Source organism: Variovorax frigidus (assembly GCF_051216515.1).
Taxonomy (GTDB): Bacteria; Pseudomonadota; Gammaproteobacteria; order Burkholderiales; family Burkholderiaceae_C; genus Variovorax.
In genome coordinates this window covers 40359-63840 of sequence record NZ_JBPJZF010000007.1, presented here as the reverse complement: position 1 = coordinate 63840, position 23482 = coordinate 40359, and the positions used below count along the sequence as shown (strand labels likewise).

13 protein-coding genes are annotated in these 23482 nt (G+C 70.6%); 11 read left to right on the top strand and 2 right to left on the bottom strand.

Features of this window, described 5'->3' with window-relative positions:
• The 7 genes from phnA to ACSFBC_RS20910 all read left to right on the top strand — a co-directional run bounded on the left by phnA (position 1) and on the right by ACSFBC_RS20910 (position 5754).
• Positions 1-1227 (top strand): phosphonoacetate hydrolase, encoded by a 1227-nt coding sequence (gene phnA, locus ACSFBC_RS20940; RefSeq protein ID WP_435512290.1) that lies wholly within the window; start codon positions 1-3, stop codon positions 1225-1227.
• Between the two features lie 19 nt (positions 1228-1246).
• A complete protein-coding gene (phnY, locus tag ACSFBC_RS20935; protein WP_435512289.1) occupies positions 1247-2695 on the top strand; it encodes a phosphonoacetaldehyde dehydrogenase in 1449 nt (482 codons plus the stop codon).
• Between the two features lie 17 nt (positions 2696-2712).
• The gene (locus tag ACSFBC_RS20930; RefSeq protein WP_435512695.1) at positions 2713-3267 is read left to right on the top strand and encodes a phosphonate degradation HD-domain oxygenase; all 555 of its coding nucleotides are present in this window, start codon (positions 2713-2715) and stop codon (positions 3265-3267) included.
• 5 nt (positions 3268-3272) lie between these two features.
• Positions 3273-3407: a hypothetical protein gene (locus tag ACSFBC_RS20925; RefSeq protein WP_435512288.1), complete on the top strand. Its 135-nt coding sequence runs from the start codon at positions 3273-3275 to the stop codon at positions 3405-3407.
• 33 nt (positions 3408-3440) lie between these two features.
• Positions 3441-4829: an FAD-dependent oxidoreductase gene (locus tag ACSFBC_RS20920; protein WP_435512287.1), complete on the top strand. Its 1389-nt coding sequence runs from the start codon at positions 3441-3443 to the stop codon at positions 4827-4829.
• A gap of 237 nt (positions 4830-5066) precedes the next feature.
• The gene (locus ACSFBC_RS20915; protein ID WP_435512286.1) at positions 5067-5336 is read left to right on the top strand and encodes a type II toxin-antitoxin system RelE/ParE family toxin; all 270 of its coding nucleotides are present in this window, start codon (positions 5067-5069) and stop codon (positions 5334-5336) included.
• A gap of 106 nt (positions 5337-5442) precedes the next feature.
• The gene (locus ACSFBC_RS20910) at positions 5443-5754 is read left to right on the top strand and encodes a HigA family addiction module antitoxin (RefSeq protein ID WP_435512285.1); all 312 of its coding nucleotides are present in this window, start codon (positions 5443-5445) and stop codon (positions 5752-5754) included.
• Positions 5755-5906: 152 nt separating this feature from the next.
• On the opposite strand, the gene ACSFBC_RS20905 is transcribed toward ACSFBC_RS20910, so the two are convergent.
• On the bottom strand, positions 5907-6269 hold the full coding sequence (locus tag ACSFBC_RS20905; RefSeq protein ID WP_435512284.1) for a hypothetical protein: 363 nt from the start codon (positions 6267-6269) through the stop codon (positions 5907-5909).
• A 248-nt stretch (positions 6270-6517) separates the two neighbouring features.
• On the opposite strand from ACSFBC_RS20905, the gene ACSFBC_RS20900 reads away from it, so the two are divergent.
• The 3 genes from ACSFBC_RS20900 to ACSFBC_RS20890 are packed head-to-tail and all read left to right on the top strand — an operon-like array spanning position 6518 to position 8788.
• On the top strand, positions 6518-7240 hold the full coding sequence (locus tag ACSFBC_RS20900) for a secretin and TonB N-terminal domain-containing protein (protein WP_435512283.1): 723 nt from the start codon (positions 6518-6520) through the stop codon (positions 7238-7240).
• A 5-nt stretch (positions 7241-7245) separates the two neighbouring features.
• On the top strand, positions 7246-7803 hold the full coding sequence (locus ACSFBC_RS20895; protein ID WP_435512282.1) for an RNA polymerase sigma factor: 558 nt from the start codon (positions 7246-7248) through the stop codon (positions 7801-7803).
• Positions 7796-8788, top strand: a complete 993-nt coding sequence (locus tag ACSFBC_RS20890; protein WP_435512281.1) for a FecR family protein — start codon at positions 7796-7798, stop codon at positions 8786-8788. Before ACSFBC_RS20895 ends, ACSFBC_RS20890 begins: the two co-directional genes overlap by 8 nt.
• Here ACSFBC_RS20890 and ACSFBC_RS20885 read toward each other — a convergent pair.
• Entirely contained in the window at positions 8731-10578 is a 1848-nt protein-coding gene (locus tag ACSFBC_RS20885; RefSeq protein WP_435512280.1) for an EAL domain-containing protein, read from the bottom strand. The genes ACSFBC_RS20890 and ACSFBC_RS20885 overlap by 58 nt on opposite strands.
• 329 nt (positions 10579-10907) lie before the next feature.
• On the opposite strand from ACSFBC_RS20885, the gene ACSFBC_RS20880 reads away from it, so the two are divergent.
• Entirely contained in the window at positions 10908-23396 is a 12489-nt protein-coding gene (locus tag ACSFBC_RS20880; RefSeq protein WP_435512279.1) for a filamentous haemagglutinin family protein, read from the top strand.
• Positions 23397-23482: the final 86 nt, after the last annotated feature.

Below are 23482 nucleotides of genomic sequence, written 5' to 3'. Positions count from 1 at the left end.
ATGACCGTGAAGACGCTGGAAGTCAATGCCCGAAGCTATCGCTGGATGAGCCGACCCGTCGTGGTCGTCTGCGTCGACGGTTGCGAACCCGCCTACCTCGACGCGGCCATCGCGGCCGGCGTGGCACCGACCATTGCGCGCATGCGCAAGACCGGTGCCGACCTGCTGGCCGACTGCGTGGTGCCGTCGTTCACCAACCCGAACAACCTGTCGATCGTGACCGGCGCGCCGCCGGCGGTGCACGGCATCTGCGGCAACTACTTCTTCGACCGCGAGTTGGGCCAGGAAGTGATGATGAACGACCCCAAGTACCTGCGCGCCGGCACGGTGCTCGCGGCCTTCGCCGATGCGGGCGCCAAGCTCGCGGTGGTGACCGCCAAGGACAAGCTGCGCAAGCTGCTGGGCCATCGCATGAAGGGCATCTGCTTCTCTTCGGAGAAGGCGGACCAGGCGACGATCGAGGAGAACGGCATCGACGGGGTGGTCGAGATGGTCGGCATGCCCGTGCCCTCGGTGTACAGCGCGGAACTCTCCGAGTTCGTGTTCGCGGCGGGCGTGAAGCTCATGGCGTCGCGCCGCCCCGACCTGATGTACCTGTCGACCACCGATTACGTGCAGCACAAGGCCGCACCCGGCAGTCCGGCCGCCAACGCCTTCTACGCCATGATGGACGGCTACCTCGCAAAGCTCGACGCGATGGGCGCCACCATCGTGCTCACCGCCGACCACGGCATGAACGACAAGCACAACGCCGACGGCTCGCCGCAGGTGATCTACCTGCAGGACGTGCTCGACGGCTGGTACGGCAAGGACGAAGCGCGGGTCATCCTGCCGATCACCGACCCGTACGTGGTGCACCACGGCGCGCTCGGTTCCTTCGCCACGGTCTATGCGCCCGATGAAGCCCGCGTGCCCGGCTGGATCGAACGCATCCGAGGCGTGCCTGGCATGGAGCTGGTGCTCTCGCGCAAGGAGGCGGCCGAACGCTTCGAGCTGCCGCCCGACCGCATCGGCGACATCGTGGTGGTCAGCGAGCGCAACACGGTCATCGGCACCTCGGCGAGCCGGCACGACCTGTCGGCGCTCGAAGTGCCGTTGCGATCGCACGGCGGCGTGTCCGAACAACGGGTGCCCTTGATCTGCAACCGCCCCGTCACCGGCATCGCCGCCGACCGGCGGCTGCGCAACTTCGACGCGCTCGACCTCGCCCTGAACCACGCGCAATAACACCGGAGCACCGTTCACCATGAGCCAAGTCACCTTGAAGCCAGGCACCGTCTACAGGGAAGCGCTGCGCATCGCGGGCGAGAAGATCCACCGCGACCGCACCATCGAAGTCACCTACCCCTACACCGGCGAAGTGATCGCCACGGTGCCCAAGGCCACGCTGGAAGACGTGCGGCTGGCCTACCGCATCGCGCGCGACTACAAGCCCGTCCTCACGCGCTACGAGCGCTACAAGATCCTGATGCGCGCGGGCGAGATCATCGCTTCGCGGCTGGACGAGATCTCGCGCGTCATCACGCTCGAATCGGGGCTCTCGCGCAAGGACTCGCTCTACGAGGTGGGCCGCGCGTCCGACGTGCTGCTGTTCGCCGCCAACCAGGCACTGGTGGACGACGGCCAGGTGTTCTCCTGCGACCTTACGCACCACGGCAAGAGCCGCAAGGTCTACACGCTGCGCGAGCCGCTGCAGGGCGTCATCACCGCGATCACGCCGTTCAACCACCCGCTGAACCAGGTGATCCACAAGGTCGCGCCGTCGATCGCCACCAACAACCGCATGGTGCTCAAGCCCAGCGAGAAGACGCCGCTCACGGCCTTCCTGCTGGCCGACATCCTGTACGAAGCGGGGCTGCCGCCGCCGATGCTGTCGGTCCTCACCGGCGACCCGCGCGAGATCGCCGACGAGATGCTCACGCATGCCGACGTCGACCTCGTGACCTTCACCGGCGGCGTCGCGATCGGCAAGTACATCGCGGGCAAGGCGGTCTACAAGCGTCAGATCCTGGAGTTGGGCGGCAACGACCCGATCATCGTGATGGACGACGCCGACATCGAGGAAGCGGCCACGCTCGCGGCCAGCGGTTCGTACAAGAACTCGGGCCAGCGCTGCACCGCCGTCAAGCGCATGCTGGTGCATGAGGCCGTGGCCGACCGCTTCGTGGAACTGCTGGTCGAGAAGACCCGCGCGCTGAAGCACGGCGATCCGATGGACCCGACCACCGACGTGGGCACCGTGATCGACGAGGCAGCCGCGAAGCAGTTCGAGGCCGTGGTCAATGAAGCGATCGCGGCCGGTGCGCGCCTGCTGCACGGCAACGTGCGCGACGGCGCGTCGTATTCGCCCACGGTGCTCGACCATGTCGACCCCGAGATGACGGTGGCCAAGCACGAGACCTTCGGCCCCGTCTCGCCGGTGATCCGCTTCAAGACCATCGAGGAGGCGATACGCCTCTCGAACGGCACGGCCTACGGCCTGTCGTCGGCGGTCTGTACCAACCGGCTCGACGACATCATGCGCTTCATCCGCGAGCTCAACGTGGGCAGCGTCAACGTGCGCGAGGTGCCGGGCTACCGACTCGAACTCACGCCTTTCGGCGGCATCAAGGATTCGGGCCTGGGCTACAAGGAAGGCGTGCTCGAGGCGATCAAGAGCTTCACCAACACCAAGACGTACTCGCTGCCGTGGTAGCCCCCGCGCCATTTCCCGTGCCGCTGGACATCGCGGGCATCGTCGCCCTGTTCGAGGCCAGGGGCCATGCGCAGTACGACGGCGAACCCGTGACGCAGCTAGAACACGCGCTGCAGTGCGCGCACCTGGCCGAGCAGGCCGGTGCCTCCAGCGCGCTCATCACCGCCAGTCTGCTGCACGACCTGGGGCACCTGTTGCACGACATGGAAGGCACGCCCACGCAGCAGGGCACGGACGACCTGCACCAGTACCGCAGCCGCGCCTTCCTCAAGCACCTGTTCGGCCCGGCCACGCTGGACCCGATCCGGCTGCACGTGGACGCCAAGCGCTACCTGTGCGCGCGCGAGCCCGGCTACCTGGAGGCGCTGTCGGCCGATTCGCAGCGCAGCCTGGTGCTGCAGGGCGGGGTGTTCGACGACGCCCAGGCGCTGCAGTTCGAGGCGCTGCCGCATGCGCTCGATGCAGTGCGACTGCGCCGTTGGGACGACAGTGCCAAGTGCGCCGATGCGAAGACGCCAGACCTGGCGCACTACGCGCGGCACATGGCGCTCGCGGCCGCGGGGCGGGCGTAAGCGCCGTGCGGCAGTCCGCACTCACGCACCTCACGCTCAGCGTGCTGAAGGCGAATCCGGACCGAGGGCTCTGCGAGCGTCTGGGCTTCGTCGTCGAGCGCGAGAACGGTTTTTCCTACGAGATGCGGCGCAAGCCCTGACGACCTGCACCACGCAAGAGAGAAGAGAACGACATGCGCCCCTTCTGGATCGAACAGGCTCTCTTCAACGACGGCGACCTCGCCCCCGCGCTGCAAGGTGCACAGCGGGCCGACGTGTGCATCGTGGGTGGCGGCTTCACCGGCCTGTGGACCGCCATCCAGGCCAAGCAGCGCAACCCGGCGCTCGACATCGCCATCCTCGAGAGCGACCTCTGCGGCGCCGGCGCGAGCGGGCGCAACGGCGGCTGCCTGCTGACCTGGTCGGCCAAGTTCTTCACGCTGCGCCGGCTGTTCGGCGAGGCCGAGGCCATCCGCCTCGTCAAGGCCTCGGAAGCCGCCGTGCAGCACATCGCGGACTTCTGCCGCGCGCAGGGCATCGATGCCGAACTGCGGCAGGACGGCACGCTCTACACCGCCACCTCGCAGGCCCAGGTCGGCACGCTCGACCCGGTGATGAAGGGGCTGGAAGACTGCGGCATCCATTCGTACCGCACCCTGCCACCCGAAGAGGTTGCGCGCCGTTCGGGTTCGGCGCGCAACCTGGCGGGCGTGTACTCGCCCATCGCCGCCACCGTGCACCCGGGCAAGCTGGTGCGCGGCCTGCGGCGCACGGCCTTGCGCATGGGCATCCGCATCTACGAGCGCAGCCCGATGCTCGACTTCACCCAAGGCCATCCGGTCACGGTGCGCACGCCGGCCGGCAGCCTCGAGGCGCCCAAGCTGGTGCTGGCGATGAACGCCTGGATGGCCCACGCGCTGCCGCAGTTCGAGCGCAGCATCGCCATCGTGTCGAGCGACATGGTGATCACGGAGAAGTGCCCCGAACTGCTGCAGGCCATGGGGTTGACCGACGGCGTGTCGGTGCTCGACTCGCGCACTTTCGTCTACTACTACCGCAGCACCGTCGACGGCCGGCTGATGCTGGGCAAAGGCGGCAACACCTTCGCCTGGGGCGGGCGCATCGCGCCGGTGTTCGACCAGCGCTCGCCGTACGAGGCCGAGCTGAAGCGCGCGCTGGACGACTTCTTTCCTTCGCTGCGCGGCGTGCCCGTGACCGCGAGCTGGAACGGCCCCTCGGACCGCTCGGCGACCGGCTTCCCCTTCTTCGGAAAGTTGAACGGTACGCCGCACATCTGTTACGGCTTCGGCTATTCGGGCAACGGCGTCGGGCCCACCTACATGGGCGGGCAGATCCTCTCGTCGCTGGTGCTGGACGAGGACAACGCATGGACCCGCAGCCCCCTGCTCAAAGGGCCGCTGGGGCTGTTTCCGCCCGAGCCGATCCGCTACCTCGGCTCGCTCGTGGTGCGCAATGCCATCCGCCGCAAGGAAGCGGCGGAAGACCGCGACGCGCGCCCGTGGCAGGTCGACCGCCTGCTCAGCAAGTTCGCCAATGCGGCCGGGAAGGCGGACAAGGCCTGAACCTTCTGATCGGCAATGCCGACGCGAGTGGGGCCAAGCCCGCGAGAGTCATGGGTGAGGCGGCGTGGGCGCGACTGATCGCGCCGCCCGAGAGCGACTGCCCGGATCGTATGCTGCATGACATTGTGGGCATCGCCACAGGCGGAGGCTACGTCGCAACCCCTCAATCTTCGCTTGGTCTCAGCCGTCAATTCATAACGCTTGACGTTATGCGTTCAGCGTTATAAGATCTTTCTCGTGGCCATCAAATCGTTTTCCGACACTGACACGAAAGAACTTTTCATCAGCGGGAAGAATCGGACGTTCGCCAACATTGCACGTGTTGCCATGCGCAAGCTCACACAACTCGACGCCGCGACGATGAACGATGACATGGGCTCGCCGCCCGGCAACGATCTCAAAGAATATGCCGGCTTTCATCACATTCGGATCAATGAACAGTGGCGGCTCGCATGGAAGTGGGGGGCTGATGGCCCCGAAGATGTGAAGATCTACGACCCGCACTGACATGCTGCAATGCGGGCGGGGCAGCCCGGTACGACCCGCATGTTCATGACTGCCGCGAGACGCGAAACCGCCTTCGCCCGGCGGACTTTACGAAAGGCAAGATGTCATGTTGAAAAATGGAATGCCGGCGATCCATCCCGGCGAAACGCTTCGAGAAGATTTTCTGTTGCCACTTGGCATGAGCGCCAGCGCGCTCGCAAAGGCGCTGCACGTCGGTGCGCCGAGTGTGAATGAGATCGTGCGCGAGCGCCGGGGCGTGTCGCCTCTGATGGCGTTGCGTCTGTCGCGTTATTTCGGCGGTAGCGCGCAGTGGTGGATCAACATGCAGGCCACCTACGACCTCAAGGTTGCCGAGAAAGCTTCTGCGAAGCAGATCGAGCGCGAAGTGAAGCCTCGCACCCCTCATGCCATGGCATGACGTTGCCACACACGTGCGGCGCCAGTCCGCTGCGCAGAAAGCAGTGTTGATTTCGACGTGTACCGACCACCCGATGTCTGCCTGAGCGGCATAGCCCGTGGGTGAACGGCGTTGATGTGCGAGGGGCAGGCTGACGACGGTCGGTGATCGCCCTAAGGTCGCGGCCCGAACGGCATCACCGGTGCCACCACCGGCGGTCGTTGCGGATACACCGAGGTGCCGAAGGTGTTGCCCATCCGGTGGCTGGTGGCAGCGCGGTTGAACACGCCCAGCTGGTTGCCGGGGCGCTGCACGATGGCTTCCGAGCCCATCGCCGCGTCGCGCGATGCCGGGTGGGCGGGTGCGGGCCGCAGCCGCTCGCTCAGGCAGGCAAAGGATGCGGGCGCGCGTGCGCCGTCGACTTCCACCTCGATGCAGCTCGCGGGTGCATCCTTCGGCGGCGAGGCGAATGCCGGGGCCATGGTGCACAGCAGGCCGCAGGCGACGGTGAGCGGCAGCAGAAATGGCGTGGGCATTCGGACTCCGTGGGATGGGTGGCGGCGCCGTTGTCTTCTGTTGTCGACCCGCACGCGCACGACCGTTCAGCCTAGCGCATGCGGATGACGTGCGGATGACGCGCGCATGTCGATGGGCGAGGGGCGAAGTGCCTCGGGCGGCGCGTCACGGATCGGTCATGCGCGCGGCCTAGCATGCCGCGTCCTTCCCCCGTGTCTGCATTTCCTCTTCTTCCGCACGTCTCCTTCCGTCCGAATGATCCCGACCCATGGCGCTTCCGCTCGCTCCAGGCCGCCGATGGGCACGGGCCTGGCGCGTGGCGTGGGCGTTGGTGTGGGGTCTCGCGGTCGCGACGATGGCCGGGGCGGCGGAGGCCGACGGCGTGGCTGATGCCGCTGTGCGCATCCACTTCGATCTGCCTTCCCAGCCGTTGCAGAAAGGGCTCGCGGATTTCGGTGGGCTCACCGGGCATTCGGTGCTGGTCGACAGCGCCCTGACGCAGGACCGCACGGCCGCGGCGGTGCAGGGCGCGTTCACTGCGCAAGAAGCGCTTCGGCTGCTGCTGGTCGGCACCGGCCTGCATGCGCGCTACAGCGGTCGCGACGCGTTCACGCTGGTGCCGGAACCGGTGCGGGCCGATGTGTCGATGCCGATGCCCGTTGCATTGAAGACACCGCCCCCCGCCGCCGACTTCGCGGCTGCATTGCAGTCGTCCATCACCCGGACCCTGTGCGCGGCCCAGCCCGACACCTTCGGCCGCTACCGCGCCGCGCTCCAGCTCTGGACCGACCCCGAAGGGCGCATCCGGCGCGCGAGCCTGCTCGAATCGAGCGGTGCGAGCGCGCGTGACACCGCGCTGCTCGCGCAACTGCGCGGCCTGGCCATCGGCCGCGTGCCGCCGCCCGGGCTCGCGCAGCCGATCACGGTGCTGCTGAGCCCGCGCGCCGATCCGGCCGGCGTGTGCCGCGCCGCGCTCGCGGCCGGGGACTGACGCGCATGCCCGAATCGATCAAGGCGGCGCTGCGCGCGCTGTTCCTGTCGCGCTACAACCAGTTCCAGCGCCACCTGCACAAGCGCCTGGGCTCCGAAGACCTGGCCAACGACGCGCTGCACGAGACCTACCTGCGCATGGAGTCGATGAGCGTGCGCGGCGCGATCCGCTATCCGTCGGCCTACCTGTTTCGCATCGCGCTCAACATCGCCGAGGACCAGCGCAAGAGCGGTGCGCGGCTGCTGAGCGTGCCCGACGTCGAGGCGCTCTACGAGATGGCCGACGAGATGGCCGACCCGGCCCGCACCGCCGAGGCGCGCGGCGAGATCGAGGCGCTCGAGCGCGCGCTGGCCGAGCTGCCGCGGCGGCGCCGCGCCATCGTGGTCGCGGCGCGCATCGACGAGATGCCGCACCGCGAGATCGCGCGCCGCTTCGGCGTCTCGGAGCGCACCATCGAGAAGGAATTGCGCGCCGGCCTCGAGCATTGCTGCGAACGGCTGGGCAGAGATTTCATCCAGCGCTTCGGTCCCGGCGCCGGAAAACAGTCCAAGTCCCATGACTGAAGAACCGAACCAGACCCCCGACCAGCGGATGCAGGCCATCCGGCGCGAGGCGCAGCAGTGGGTCGTCCGGCTGGCGTCGCACAAGGCCGATACCGACGATGCGCAGGCTTTCAGGCGCTGGTGTGCCCGCAGCCGGGAGCATGCGTCGGCCTTCGTGCAGGCGCGCGCCGTCTGGCAGGACCTGCGGCCGGCCGCACGGCGCGTGCAGCGTGCCGAGGCGGCCCAGGCCACGCAGCGCGATGCGGGCCGTTTCGGTCGCCGCGCTTTCCTGGGTGCGGCGCTGGCGGGCACGGCCGCATGGCTGGTGGTGCGCCCGCCGCTGGGCCTGTGGCCGGCGGTGACCGAGCTCGCGGCCGACCTGCGCACCGGCACCGGCGAGCAGCGCAAGTGGGTCACGGCCGAGGGCGTCGTGGTGCAGCTCAACACCCGCACGCGCATGGACCTGCGCGGTGCCGAGGGTGGCGTGGCGCGGCTCGAGCTGCTCGAGGGCGAGGCCGAGATCCGCACCGACCTCGACGCCGCCGCGCCCGCGGTGCAGGTGCGCGCCGGCGACGGCCTGATCAGCGCGCACCATGCACGCTTCAATGTGCGTCTCATCGACGGCGAGGTCTGCGTGACCTGCCTCGCGGGCCGCGTCGACGTGCGCCGCGGCGAGGCGGGCAGCACCTCGGTCGACGTCGATCGGCAACTGGTCTATGCCGGGGCGCAGCCCGGCGTCGCGCGGCGCGCCGATGCGGCGGCCGTCAGCGCCTGGCGCCGCCGTCAGCTGGTGTTCGACCAGACGCCGCTGGCCGACGTGGTGGCCGAAGTCAACCGCTACCGTCCGGGCCGGCTGATCCTGACCGACGCCGCGGTCGGCCGCAAGCGCGTGCAGGCCAGTTTTTCCATCGACCGGCTCGACGACGTGATCGCGCTGGTGCGCGACGTCTACCGGCTCGACGTGACCTCGCTGCCGGGCGGCATCGTGCTGCTGGGCAGCGCATAGGGTGCACGGCCGGGCCTCGAGGGCGCGATGGCCCCGGGCTCGCGCACCGCGAGGCCGGTGCTCGCGGTCTTGGCATCGTGCTTGGCGATGGCCGCCTCGGCCGCCACGTCCTCGGCGTGGGCGAAGCGGCCCGGCGCGATGCACACCGCGCCGATCGACAGCGTGGTGAAGGGAAAGAAGTGCACCGTGCCGCGCCGGTCCTTGCCCTCGATGCCGCCCGCGCCGCGCGCGGCGTCGTCATAGAGCCCGCGGGCCTCGAGGTCGAAGTCTTCGATCATCTGCTCGCACCGGGCTTGCCAGTCCTCGCTCTGGAACAGCACCAGGAAGTCGTCGCCGCCGATGTGGCCCACGAAGTCGCGGTGCGCATCGGCATGCTTCACGGCCAACCGCGCGAGCATGCGGATCATCTCGTCGCCGCGCCAGTAGCCGTAGTGGTCGTTGAAGACCTTGAAGTTGTTCAGGTCCGCATAGCAGGCGACGAAGCCCGCATGGCCGGCCAGCAGGCGTTCGATGTGGATGCTGATCGGGATGTTGCCGGGCAGGAAGGTCAGCGGGTTCGCATGGCGCGCGGCTTCGATGCGCGCCTCGGTCACGGCGCGCACCAACTGCTCGCCCGTGCCCAGCCCGATGTAGCGCTTGCTCTCGGTGACGATGAAACCGTCGTTGAGGTAGCGCTGGTCTTCCGACATCAGGATGCCCACCAGCTGTTCGACGTTGTCCTCCAGCTCGACCACGCGCGGGCTGGTGTTGGCGTAGCCGATGCAGGGTCGCCGCCCGTGCACTTCGCGGAAGTAGAGCCGCGCGTAGTCGTTCATGAACGCCTGCCGGTTGATCAGGGCCACGGGCCGACCCCCGTCGACCACCGCCAGCGCATGCAGTTCGGGATGGGCCTGGAACAACGTCGAGACCTCGTCGATCGGCGTGGCCGGACCCAGGGTCGGCGCCTGGATCACCGCCAGGCTGCGCAGCACGCCGGGTTGCGCCTGCTGCGCCGCGTGCGGCATCACGGCGATGCGGCTGTCATGGATCGCCTCCGCGATGGGCGAGGGCGCGGACGCGTGGAGCGTGCGCGTGGGGCGGCCGAACAGATAGCCCTGGCCGTGGTCGATGCCCAGGTCGCGCAGCACCCGCAGGTCCTTGGTGTCCTCCACGCCCTCGGCCACCAGCGTGGTGCCCAGCGTGTGGCCGAAGCCGACGATCGTGCGCACCAGTTCCAGGTTCTGCGGCGAGCTCGCGATGCCGTGGGTGAAGAACTTGTCGATCTTCACGAAGTCCGGCTTGAGCTCGCTCCACAGCCGCAGGTTCGACTGGCCTTCGCCGAAGTCGTCCAGCGCGATCCGCGCACCGGTGCTGTGCAGCGCCTTCACCGCCAGCCGCAGAGCGCCCATGTCGCTGGCCGGCCGGTCTTCGGTGATCTCGACCGTCACCGAGCGCGGCGCGATGCCGTTCTGGATCAGTGCGCGCTCGAAGCGGCCCGGCGCGGGGCCTTCCATGGCCGCGGCCAGCGCGTCCGAACTCATGTTGAGGAACAGCCGGCCCGGGTCGTCGAGCTGGCCCCAGTGCTGCAGGATCACGTCGACGCAGGCGAGTTCGAAATCGGTCAGGTAGCCTTCCTCGGCGGCGAGCGCGAGCAGCGCGGCCGGCGAATGGAAAGGCGTGCCGATCGGGCCGCGGATCAGGGCTTCGTGGCCGAAGATGCTGCCCCTGCGCAAATCCACGATCGGCTGGAAGACCGGGTACAGCGCCTCGTTGCGCCGCAGTCGTGCCAGCATTTTTTCGGACGAATTCATTCGGGGGCCAGGCGCTCGCGGCGTCGTCGGTTCGCGGAAGAAGAAGGGCAGACGGATCGCGTCCGCGTGCAGCATGGCCGCGTTGTGTGTCAGCACTGCGACCGCGCGGAGCGCAGAGGCATCGGCGCAGCGCATGTCATGGCCGGGTCAAGTCCGGCGCGAACAATGGCGCCATCTCGGCGCACTTCTTCTTTGTGAAGTTTTCGTGACATGCTGCAGTCGCATCTCCCCTGTTCTGTCATAGCTCCCGTAAGCCACGACAACCCCGCGCCGGCACGGCCGGCATGCGTCGTGGCGCGGTCGAGCCACTGAACACGAACAGGTCACCCATGCAACGCAACACGGCGGTCAAGCGCCACAGGAACGCTTCCACTTCCCTGGCCTTTTCCTCGGGCCGGCGAACCTCCTCCCGGCAGACGCGGCTCAACCCGATGATGCGGGCCGTGGCGGCCCTGCTCACCGCCGGCGCTGCGATGGGGGCCGCGGGCCCCGCCCACGCGCAGCGCGCACTCGGCCCCGCCTGGATGGCGCAGAAGAACCTGGCGCAGAACACGGCCGCGGCGACGGGCCGTCTGCCCAACGGGCAATTGGCCTCGACGCTGACCAACCCGCAGGCGCAGCAGCAGCAGGCGAACGCGCAGTTGGCGCGCTCGATCGGCAACCTCACCCTCGCCGCACGCGGCATCGCGGCGCAGCAGGCGGCCCAGGCTGCCGCCCGCGCGGCGGCGCTCGCGGCCGGTGGCGGCGTGCCCGACGGCCTGGCCGAAGGCGGTTTGAAGGTCGACACGCACAGCCTCACGGCCGGCTGGGCCAACGCCCAGGCACCGGTGCAGACCGTGGCCGACGGCAAGACCACGGTGGCGATCCAGCAGACCGCGGACAAGGCGATCCTGAACTGGGAGACCTTCAACGTCGGCAAGAACACCACGGTCGATTTCAGGCAGCAGGCGGACTGGGCCGTGCTCAACCGCGTCAACGACCCGGCCGCGCGTCCCAGCCAGATCCAGGGCCGGATCAAGGGCGACGGCACGGTGATGGTGGTCAACCGCAACGGCATCGTGTTCAGCGGCAGCAGCCAGGTGAACACGCGCAACCTGGTGGCGGCCGCGGCCCGCATCGGAGACGCCCAGTTCCAGGCCAACGGCATCTACAGCGCGGGCGCGACGCCCAGCTTCACCACGCTGCAGGAAGACCTCGGAAAGATCGAGGTGCAGGCCGGCGCGAAGATCGCCACGCCCGCGCCCACCGTCTCGACCGACGGCGGCGGCTATGTGATGCTGTTGGGCAAGGACGTGCACAACGCCGGCGAGATCGCCACGCCCAAGGGGCAGGCCTTGCTCGCGGCCGGCGACGGCTTCGTGATCCGCAAGGGCGCGGGCACGGCGGGCAACCTGGCATCGACCACGCGCGGCAACGAGGTCACGCCGCAGTTCGCGGCCGACAGCCGAGCGGGCACGGTCACGCAGAGCGGGCTGATCGTGGCGCGCGAAGGCGACGTCACGCTCGCGGGCCGCGACGTGCGCCAGGAAGGCGTGGTGCTGGCCACCACCAGCGTCAACGCGCGCGGCACGGTGCACCTGCAGGCGCTGGATGCCGAGGGCAAGGTCGCGCTCGCCAAGGACGCCACCACCGCGGTCGTGATCGACGACGACGGCAAGACCACGGCGCTGGACAGCCAGCGCGCGGGCCTGCGTGCGCCCGGCGTGGTCATCGAGGGCCAGGACCTGGTCCACATCACCGACCGCCGCGACCAGTCGCTGATCGACATCGCCAGCGGCGGCAGCGTCGACTTCCAGGGCGACTCGCTGACGCTGGCCACGGGCGGACAGATCGTGGTCAATGCCGCGGGCCGCAGCCTGGTGCGCGACGGCGCACAGATCGACGTGTCCGGGGCGGTGGGCGTTCGGCTCGCGATGGACAGCAACAACCTCCTGGTCAACGTGCAGGGCAACGAGCAGCGCGACGCCCCGGTCAACCGCGACGGCAAGGCGCTCAACAGCAATGACGTGTGGATCGACCGCCGCAGCCTGGTCTTCGTGGCGCAAGGCACCAACGGCTATGCCAGCGACCGCTGGTACACGGCCGGCGGCCTGCTCGAGGTCGGCGGCTATCTCGGCACGCAGGGCCACACCGTGGGCGAGTGGATGGCGCAGGGCGGCACGCTGCGCTTCGGCGGCAACGACGTGGTCACGCAGGCGGGCTCGCTGATCAATCTCTCGGGCGGCACGCTGGACGTGCAGACCGGCAAGATCCGCCAGAGCTGGCTCAAGGGCGCCGACGGGCGGCTGTACGAAGTGAGCAAGGCGCCTGGTGACCTGCGCTACGAGGGCGTCTACAAGGGCTACGAAGACAAGCACGAACGCTGGGGAGAGAAGGCCACCGACCACTACTACAGCCCGTTGATCGCGCCGCAGGCCCGCCTGGAAAGCGGCTACACCGTGGGCCGCGACGCCGGCAAGCTGGTGGTCGCGACGCAGGCCGCGGTGCTCGAGGGCGACATCGTCGGCGAGGCCTATCAGGGCCCGCGTCAGACCCAGGCCGCGCGCACCGACCTCGACGGCTACGACCAGTCGCACCTGGCGGCGGCACGGCGCGGACAGCTGATCGTCGGGCAGTACACGCCGACGATCGAGCGCAGCACCGGCACCCTGCACCATGCGCTCGCCGCGACGCTCAAGCAGGTCGAGCTCCTGGCGACGCAGGAGCGCATCGCCGCCGGCCTCGACCTCGACACCGCGCTGCCCACGCAACGCCAGGGCACGCTGGTGCTGGACACGGCGCAGCTCGAAGGCTTCGCGCTCGGTGCGCTGCGCATCGCGGCCACCGACCGCATCCGCCTGCAGTCCGACCTGCGGCTGGCCGATGGCGGCCTCGTCACGCTCTACGGCAACGAGGTGGCGGTGAACGCCGGCATCACCGCGCACGGCGGGCGCATCGAACTGGGCAACGTGCTCGCGCAGAAGACGAACAGCGGCATCGTCGACAGCATGGTGAATGGCGCCGCAGCGCTGGGCCATGTGACGCTGGCCGACGGCGTGAAGCTCGACGTGAGCGGCCTGTGGCGCAACCTCGCGCTCGACGCTGCCGGTGCGGTCGGCGGCAGTGGCCTGGCCCACCTGAACGGCGGCAGCGTGTCGATCCGCGCCAGCGGCGACGTCATGCTGAATCAGGGCAGCGTGATCGACGTGTCCTCTGGCGCGGCCTTGTTGCCCAAGTACCGCACGCAGGCGGGCCGGGGCGGCGACGTGACGCTGGCGACCACCACGCGCACCGGCACGCTGCAGCTCGCACCCGACGTCGCGTTGCACGGCCAGGGCGTGGCGGGCGGCGGCAAGCTGATCGTGCAGGCGCACAAGGTGTTGATCTCCGATGCCACCGACGCCGCTGCGCCGGCGCCGGACGACGGCACCCTGCAACTCGCGGGTGGCTTCTTCGGCCAGGGCTTCTCCGCCTACGAGATCACCGGCCGCGAGAGCCTGAGCGTGGCCGAAGGCACGCAGGTCGCGGTGCGCATGCCGGTCTACCGGCTGGTGGACGACGCCCGACGGCTGTCCAGCGGCACCGACCCCAAGGCCGCGCTGGCGCTGTGGACGCCACCGCTCTACCAGGAGGACGCGAGCGCCGCATCGCTCACGCAGCGCAAGGGCGCGAGCCTGCGGCTGCAGGCCGGCGGCGACCTCGACACCGAGGACGATCCGCGGGTCAACGCATTGGTCGTCGGCCGCGATGCGCGCATCGAGGTCGACCCCGGCCAGTCGATCGCGCTGCGCGGCGCGGGCCAGATCACGGTCGACGGCACGCTGGTCGCGCGCGGCGGCGCGATCGACGTGCGGCAGCAGCAGTTCGGCTTCCTCGACGTCGCCGCGCTCACGCCACCCGCGCAGGGCACGCTGCACGAGCGCTCGATCTGGATCGGCGAGCACGCGGTGCTCGACGTGTCGGCCACGGCGCACAGCGCGGTCGACGTCAACGGGCGGACCTACGGCCGCGTGGACCGCGGCGGCAGCATCGTGCTGGGCGGCGTGATCGACCACGCCAAGGCGGTCGCCAATTCGGCCGACGCCTACGTGATCGTGCGGCCGGGCGCGCGGCTCGACGCCTCGGGCGCGCAGGCCGTGCTGGACATCCCGGGCCAGGGGCCGACCACGGTGGCCACCGACGGCGGCCGCATCGCGTTGAGCTCCTACCTCGGCCTGTACCTCGAGGGCTCGCTGCGCGCGGCGGCCGGCGGTGCGGGCGCGGCGGGTGGCGCGCTGGAGATCGCGCTCGAGTCGCCGGTCTACGTCGACTTCGGCACCGAGCGCGCGCAGAACGCGGTGATCGTCCCGCGCGAACTCACCGTGTCGGCCGCGCCAGCGCCCGGCCTGGCGCGGGACCTCGCGCCCGGCCAGGCGGATGCCGCGCTGCACTACGGCAAGACCCGGCTGTCGACCGACCGGCTGGCTGCCGGCGGCTTCGACAACCTGGCGCTGCTGGTCAACGGCCAGTTGTCCTTCGACGGCGATGTGGCGCTGGCCATGGGCCAGAGCCTCAAGCTGTTCTCGAGTTCGATGTCGTTGGCCGAGTCGTCGTCGGCTTCGGCGCAGGTGCGGCTGGCGGCGCCGTACGTCACGCTGTCGGGCACGGGCGCGTACTACACGAACAACGGCCGGCTGCGGCCGCGCGTGCTGTTCGGCGTGACCGAGCAGGCCTCGGAGGCCCGCTTCTCGGTCGAGGCCGGCCATCTGCTCGACCTGGGCAACAGCATTTCCTTCGGCACCTTGGGCAGCTATGCCGAGCGCACCGAGTTCACGCCGGTGCGCGTGGAGCGGCGCGGCTTCGCGTCGGTGTCGCTCGCGAGCGATGGCGACATCCGCATGCTGGCGGCCACCGACAACGAGCCGCGATCGCGGCTGTGGACCTACGGCGACCTCACGCTGGCGGCGGCGCAGCTCTATCCCGAGACCGGCGCCACGGCGCAGATCCACGCGGGCTATCGCACGCATCCGGTGGCGCGCAGCCAGATGTTCGACCCCGACAGCGTGCTGCGCTTCGAACGCCGCGGCGAGACGCTGCCCGCCATGCCGTATTCGGCCTTCGGCATCCTGGAACTCGGTGCCGGGGTGATCGAGCAGGGCGGGGTGATCCGTGCGCCCTTCGGCGTGATCCGCATGGGCAGCGACCTCGTGCTCGGCACCACCCGCCTGAGCCTGCTGCCGGGCAGCCGCACCTCGGTCAGCGGCGCCGGGCTGACCATGCCCTACGGCGGCACGACCGACGGCATCGACTACCGCTACGGCGGCAACGCAGTGCGGCTGCTGGGGGCCGGTGGCGGCGCGGGCGGTGCCTTCGTGGTGTCGGCGGGCATCGCCCTCGCGGCCGAACAGGTGGATGTGCAGAACGGCGCGGTGATCGATCTCGCGGGCGGTGGCGACCTGGTCGGTGCGGGCTTCGTCTCGGGCCGCGGCGGCTCGACCGATCCGCGCTTCCACCCGCTGGTGCAGAACGCCGCCAACGGCAGCTTCTCGCTGCCGGGGCTGTCGACCAACGCCGTCTATGCGATCGTGCCCGGCGCACAGGCGTCGGCGGCACCGCTCGCCGGCGAAGCGGGCGCCTCGAAGATCGGCGTGGGCCGGCAGATCACGCTGGGCGCGGGCATCCCGGGCCTGCCCGCGGGCACCTACACGCTGATGCCGTCGACCTACGCCTTGCTGCCCGGCGCCTTCCGCGTCGAGCTCAATGGCCTGGCCGACGGCGGCGCTCCCGCCGCGCAGGTGCAGGCGATGCGCAACGGCTCCTGGGCCGGCGCGGGCCGGCTGTCGGTGGCCGGCACCGGCCTGCGCGACAGCCTGGCCAGCCAGGTGATCGTGACGCCGGCGGACGTGCTGCGCACCTACGCACAGTACAACGAGACAAGCTATGCCGATTTCGTGCGCAGCGATGCGGCGCGCCTGGGCGTGCCGCGCGCGATGCTGCCGGCCGATGCACGCACGCTGGCCTTCGTGCTCAAGCCGGGCCATGACGACGTGGCGCTGCGCTTCGACGGGCAGGCGCGGCTCCAGGCGGCCGAGGGCGGCCACGGTGGCACGGCCGTGGTGCTCGGCGGCACGATCGAAGTGCTGGGCGCGGGCCATGCGCCCACCGCGGGCTTCGCCGGCGTTTCGGTGCGCGCCGACACGCTGAACGCGCTCGACGCCGACCGCCTGGTCATCGGCGGCACGCCGACCGTGGTCTACGGCCAGGACGGCCGCAGCATCGATTTCAACAGCCGCTCCACCAGCGTGGTCCTGCGCGAGGGCGCATCGCTGCAGGCGCCCGAGGTCTTCCTCGCCGGACGCGACCTCGCCGTCGAGGCGGGCGCACGCATTTCGACGCTGGGCCAGGGCAAGGCGGTCTACGACGCGTCCGCCGGCTTCGTCTACCGGCCAGGCGAAGGCAGCCTGCTGGCGGTGTCGAACGGCCGGATCGACGTGATGGCGCCCGATGCCGCGGGCGCGGGCTCGATCCGGCTGGGCGTATGCGGCACCGCTTCGTGCAAGGTCGACAGCGCGCTCTACACCGAGGGCACACTCACGGCCGCCACCAACGGCGCCTTCGAACTCGGCGACGCCACGCACTACGGCGCGCGCTACCTGTCGCTGGCGGTGGGCAGTGTCAACGCGGGCTCGGCCGAGGCGCTGGCCGATGCCGCGACGCGCGGCGTGCTGGCCAGCGGCCTCACGCTCAACCAGGGGTTGTTGCAACGCCTGCTCCGCGGCGACGCGAGCACCGGTGCGCCCGCGCTCGAAGCGCTCACGCTGACCGCACGCGACGCGATCAATTTCTACGGCAGCGTCACGCTCGACACCATCGACCCGCTCACGGGCCGATCGCACCTCGACACGCTGGTGCTCGGCACGCCGGCCATCTACGGCCACGGCACGGCGGACGACGTGGCGACCATCCGCACGCGCAACCTGGTCTGGAGCGGCGCGACGCAGGCGCCGGGCGCGGTGGTCGGCGGCGGCGCGGGCACCGGCAGCGGCACGCTGGCCATCGAGGCCGCGCGCATCGAGTTCGGCGGGCTGCCCAACGTGCTGGCCAACGGCAGCGACGTCGATGCACGGCTCGCGCTGGGCTTCGGCACCGTCAGGCTGGCGGCGAGCGAGCGCATCACCGCCAGCCAGAAGGGCAGCCTGTCGGTCTACCAGCACCAGGGTGCCTACGAAACGGGCAAGGGCTATGCGTACAGCGGCGGCAACCTCGAGCTGACGACGCCGATGCTCACCGGCGATGCCGGCGCGGTCCACCGTGTCAAGGTCGGCGGCACGCTGCGCATCGGCGCGCCCGCAGGCACCGTGCACGACCCGGCCGCGGCCCAGAGCGTGCAGGCGCTCGGTGCCGACCTCGCCTTCGACGCGCACGACATCGTGCTCGGCACCGCCATCGTGCTGCCCAGCGGCCGGCTCACGCTGAGCGCGCAGGACGACATCACGCTCGCCGACGGCGCGCACATCGACCTCAGCGGCCGCAAGCTGAGCTTCCACGACGTCGACAAATACAGCTGGGGCGGCGATGTGGCGCTGGAGAGCCGCGCGGGCGACATCCGCCAGGCGGGCGGCGCGACCATCGACCTGTCGGCCGCGAACAACCGGGCCGGCACCCTCGAGGCCGTGGCGCTCGATGCGGCGGCCGGCACGGTCGACCTGCAGGGCCGCATCCTGGGCGGCAGCAGCGGACGCTACGACGCGGGCGGCACGCTGGTGCCGTTCAAGGCCGGCAGCGTGGACATCCGCGCGCAGCATCTGGGCGGCGCGCCCGATGACGCCTTCGCGGCGCTGAACCAGCGGCTCAACGACGGTGGCGTGTTCGGCGCACGCAGCTTCCAGTTGAAGCAGGGCGACCTCACCATCGGCAACGAACTCAAGGCCGGCGAGGTGAGCGTCTCGGTCGACAACGGCAGCCTGACGGTGACCGGCACCATCGACGCGAGCGGCGAGCGCGTGGGCGCGATCCGGCTCGCGGGCCGGCAGGGTCTCACGATCGGTGGCGGCGCGGTGCTCGATGCGCACGGTACGGTGCTGCGCGTGGACAGCTACGGCAAGATCATCGATTCGCCCAACCGCGCGACGGTCGAGCTCAGCGGTGGCGACGGCCTGCTGACGCTGGCCGGCGGTGCGCGCATCGACCTGCGCCACGGCACGGCCGCGACGGTCGGCAACGGTGCGGGCCAGCACGACGGTCAGAAGCGCGGCACGCTCGAACTCAACGCGGCGCGCACGGGCGAGACCAGCGGCGACATCCGGATCGACGCGAGCGGCAGCCTCACGATCGAGGGCGCACGCTCGATTGCGCTGAATGCGGTCTGGCGCTACGACGACAGCGACCCGCTGGCCATCGTCAAGGACGGCAGCGACGCGGTGAGCGGGCGGCCCTACCGGGAAGTCACGAAGGCCTACCTGGACCACAAGCACAAGCAGAGCACGACGTTTATCGATGCGGCGCTGGCCAACGGTGCATTGATCCACGGCAAGCTCGCGGGCCTGAACAACGCGGCCTATGCCGACGCGCTGCACCTGCGCCCCGGCGTGGAGATCGTGACCGACAAGGACCTGGTGGTGCAGGGTGACCTGGACCTGTCGGGCTACCGCTACGCGAGCCTCAACGCACGCACGCAGAAGACCCATGTCTACGGCTCGGGCGAGGCCGGCAGCCTGGTGCTGCGCGCGGCGGGCGACATGGACATCTACGGCAGCATCAACGACGGCTTCGCGCCGCCGCCGGCAACGCCCGACGACGACGAGGGCTGGGCGCTGGTGCCGGGCCTGCAGCCCTACAACGGCGACCTGGTGCTGCCCATCGGCGGCGTGCGCCTGACCGAGGGCTCGGCCTTCCCCTCGGGCGCCACGCTGAACTACGACCTGCCGTTGCAGGAGCTGACGCTGGGCGAGGCGGTGCGGCTGCCGGCGGCCGCGACGCTGGCGCAGCCCTACACCCTGGCCGCCGGCACGGTGCTGGCCGCCGACGTGCGCGACGCATCGGGCCAGCTGCTGCATGCGCGCGGCACGCTGCTCAAGGAGGCCGTCACGCTGCCTGCCGACACGCAACTGGGCGCCGGCACGCCGCTGACCGTCGGGGCCGTGCTGCGGCCCATGGTCTGGCCGCAAGGCGTGCCGCTGCCGGTAGCCTATGCCGATGGCATCGTGCGCAACAGCGTGCTGCTCGGCGGCGTGCTGGAATTGCGGCGCGGCGCGCTGATCCCCTCGGCCACTTTGGTGAAGCTCGAGGAGGGCGTCGGCTACATCGACCTGCGCCCCGTCGTCGATGGCCGGCAGGGCCGCAACTGGGCGCTGGCGACGCTGCTGCCCGCGGGCAGCGAATCGTGGTCGATGCGGCTGGTGGCCGGCGCCGACCTGGGCGCCGCCGACCACCGCCTCACGGTGGCCAATGCCGGCAACCTGCGGCTGGCCGACAGCCACTACGGCGCGACCGTCGTCAAGGGCGGCGGCACGCTGGTCTGGGCGCCGGACAACGGTTACGGCTGGCCCGCGGGCACGCCGGTGAGCGCCGACGACATGTGGTGGTGCGAGGTCGTCAACCCAGCCGACTGCGTCATCGAAGGCTCGGCCACCCACGTGATGGCCGTGCACGGGCAGGGCTTCAGCGTGGTGCGCACCGGCACCGGCGACCTCGACCTGATCGCCTCGGGCGACCTGAACGTGCGCTCGCTCTACGGCATCTACACCGCGGGCACGCAGTCCGCGGGCGTCGACGCGCGCCACGACCAGGCACGCGGCACGGCGCCGGGCCAGACCACCGTGCTCGGCCCGCTCGGCGGCGACTACGAGCCGCTGGTGGCCGGCACCGGCCGCAGCTACCAGGCCTGGTTCCCCGAGGCCGGCGGCAACCTCACGGTGCTCGCGGGTGGCGACGTCACCGGCGACATGCTGGCCACGGCGTATGCCGACCCGGCGCAGAAGTCCAGCGTGAACGTGGGCAACTGGCTCTGGCGCCAGGGCGACGGCAGCGCCGCATTGCCCACCGCCTGGTGGATCAACTTCGGCAGCTACGCGGTCGACCCCGCGAGCAGCATGCCGGTCAATGTGCAGCCCTCGCTGGTGGGCTTCGTCGGCTTCGGCACGCTGGGCGGCGGCAACGTGCGGCTGCATGCAGGCGGCGACGCCGGCATGCTGGAGCGCAAGGCATCCCTGCGCAGCCAGGGGCTGGTGGTGGCGGTGGGCAGCACCGGCCGTGTGGCCGACGATGGCAGCCTGGTGCTCACCGGCGGCGGCGACCTCGAGGTGCGCCTAGACGGCGGCCTCAACAGCGCGCTGGAGGCGCGCGGCCGGGCCGACGCCACGACGGTGCCGAACCACGACCTGCAAGGCGCGCTGATCAACCTGCGCGGCGCGACGCAACTGAGCGCGGCATCGATCGGCGGCATGGTGCTGGGCGGGCGCGACCTGAGCGAGCCACGCGCCTTCGACCCCTTCTCCTCGAACCGCGCGAAGTCGACGGGCGGCGTGGTGCTGATTCCCGGCGACTCGGCGATCCGCGTCGACACGCTGGGCGACCTGGTGATCGGCGGCGCGTCCGACCCCGGCCGTGTGCGCGCGCAGAACAGCACGCCCTTCGCCAGCTACGGCGGTGGCGGCCTGAGCTGGTTCTCGCTCTGGACCGAACACACGGCCATCGACCTGTTCTCGGCCGGCGGCAACCTCACGCCGAGCACGCTGATGAGCGAGGGCACGGCGACCTCCGCCACCACGGGCACCAACACCTCGCCGACCGACTACCGCTTCGTCTACCCCTCGATCCTGCGTGCCGCGGCGCCGGGCGGCAGCATCTACAGCGGCTCGGCGGCCAACGGCGCCAGTGCCGACGTCAACGAGGGCACGGCCAGAAACTCGCTGCTGCTGGCACCGGGGCGCAGCGGCCAGCTGGAACTGATCGCGGGCGACTCGCTGTTCATGGGCGGCTATGCGATCAACCAGTCGGGCGCCGACCCGGCGCTGATGCCAAGTCCGCTCCGGCCGGCCTTCGTGGGCTACGACGGGAACAGGCGCGTGGTCACCAACCTGGGCGGTGGCGGCAACGACCTGACGGGGCGGACCGTCGACTTCCCGCTGTTCGCGTTCACGCCCGACAGCTATGCGGCGGCCCCGACCGACGCGCCGCGCACGCCATCGCGCTTCTATGCGATGGACGGCGACATCCTGGGCCTGCGCAGCGGCGAGATCCTGCTGCGCGCCGACGGCCAGACCTGGTACGAGGCGGTGGCGCCGACCTGGGTGAGGGCCGGGCGCGACATCGTGGGTGCGGGCACCGTGCTGGGCCGGCCCACCAATCTGAGCATGGGCATCGGCTCGACATACGAGGCCAAGTCCACCGGCAACCTGGCGATCCACAACCATGCGCAGGACGTCTCACGCGTGGTCGCCGGCCGTGACATCCTCTACAGCAGCTTCAACGTCGCCGGTCCGGGCACGCTGGAGATCAGCGCCGGGCGCAACATCCAGATGGAAGACCGCGCCGCCGTCACCAGCCTGGGCGCGCTGCTGCCAGGCGATCGCCGGCCGGGCGCGCGCATCGCGATGCTGGCCGGCGTGGGTACGCAGGACGCCGACTACGGCGCCTTCCTGTCGCGCTACCTCGACGCGGCCAACCGTGCGCGGGTCGGCACCGCGCTGGCCGACCAGCCGGGCAAGGTCGTCAAGACCTACGAGGCCGAGCTGGTCGCGTGGCTGGCCGGCCCGGGCAACGGCCTGGGCTTCACCGGCACGGCGGACGAGGCCCGCGCCTTCTTCGATGCGCTGCCGTCCGCGCAGCAGCGCATCTTCGCGCGCCAGGTGTATTTCGCCGAGCTGCAGGCGGGCGGGCGCGAGTACAGCGACGTCGACGGGGTGCGCTTCGGCAGCTACCTGCGCGGACGCAACGCCATCGCCACGCTGTTCCCCGAAACGCAGGCGGACGGCCAGCGCATCGACTACCGCGGCAGCATCACGATGTACGGTGCGGCCGGCGTCAACACGCTGTTCGGCGGCGGCATCCAGATGCTGACCCCCGGCGGGCAGCAGGTCTTCGGCGTCGAGGGCGCGGCACCGCGGCCGGTGGCCGGCGTGATCCCGGGCGTGATCACGCAGGGCGCAGGCGACATCGCGATCTACTCGCTGGGCAGCATCCTGTTGGGCCAGAGCCGGATCATGACCACCTTCGGCGGCGGCATCCTGGGCTGGTCGGCGCAAGGCGACATCAATGCTGGCCGAGGCTCGAAGACCACGGTGGTCTACACGCCACCCAAGCGCGTGTACGACCAGTGGGGCAACGTGACGCTGTCGTCGGACGTGCCGAGCACGGGCGCGGGCATCGCGACGCTCGCGCCGATTCCGGAAGTGCCGGCCGGTGACATCGACCTGATCGCGCCGCTGGGCACCATCGACGCAGGGGAGGCGGGCATCCGCGTCTCGGGCAACGTGAACCTCGCGGCCTTGCAGGTGGTGAACGCGGCCAACATCGCCGTGAAGGGCGAGGCCATCGGCATTCCGACCGTGGCGGCGGTGAACGTGGGCGCGCTGAGCAACGCGAGCGCTGCCGCCGCGCAGGCCGCGGGCGCGGCGCAGGAGGTGCTGCAGCGCGAACGCGTGGCGGCGCGCCAGAGCCTGCCGTCGGTGTTCACCGTGCGGGTGCTGGGCTTCGGCAACGAAGCACCGGCCGGCCTGCCGTCAGGCCCGGACGGCAGCGCGGGCGAGCGCGCCGGCTACAACCCCGACGGCGTGGTGCAGGTGCTGGGCGCGGGCGTGTTGAGCGCGGCGCAGCAGCAGCCGCTCACGCCGGGCGAGCGGCGCGGGCTGGTTCGCTGAGACGGGCGGCGCGGCATCGAACACGCGGGTGACATGACAGTGTCATCCGCGGTGCGCAGCATCGGGCCGTGCGGTGGCAGCCTTGC

Coding starts and splice junctions, on each gene's coding strand:
- phnA (WP_435512290.1), top strand. CDS start 1: ATGACCGTGAAGACGCTGGAAGTCAATGCCCGAAGCTATCGCTGGATG.
- phnY (WP_435512289.1), top strand. CDS start 1,247: ATGAGCCAAGTCACCTTGAAGCCAGGCACCGTCTACAGGGAAGCGCTG.
- ACSFBC_RS20920 (WP_435512287.1), top strand. CDS start 3,441: ATGCGCCCCTTCTGGATCGAACAGGCTCTCTTCAACGACGGCGACCTC.
- ACSFBC_RS20910 (WP_435512285.1), top strand. CDS start 5,443: ATGTTGAAAAATGGAATGCCGGCGATCCATCCCGGCGAAACGCTTCGA.
- ACSFBC_RS20905 (WP_435512284.1), bottom strand. CDS start 6,269: ATGCCCACGCCATTTCTGCTGCCGCTCACCGTCGCCTGCGGCCTGCTG.
- ACSFBC_RS20900 (WP_435512283.1), top strand. CDS start 6,518: ATGGCGCTTCCGCTCGCTCCAGGCCGCCGATGGGCACGGGCCTGGCGC.
- ACSFBC_RS20895 (WP_435512282.1), top strand. CDS start 7,246: ATGCCCGAATCGATCAAGGCGGCGCTGCGCGCGCTGTTCCTGTCGCGC.
- ACSFBC_RS20890 (WP_435512281.1), top strand. CDS start 7,796: ATGACTGAAGAACCGAACCAGACCCCCGACCAGCGGATGCAGGCCATC.
- ACSFBC_RS20885 (WP_435512280.1), bottom strand. CDS start 10,578: ATGAATTCGTCCGAAAAAATGCTGGCACGACTGCGGCGCAACGAGGCG.
- ACSFBC_RS20880 (WP_435512279.1), top strand. CDS start 10,908: ATGCAACGCAACACGGCGGTCAAGCGCCACAGGAACGCTTCCACTTCC.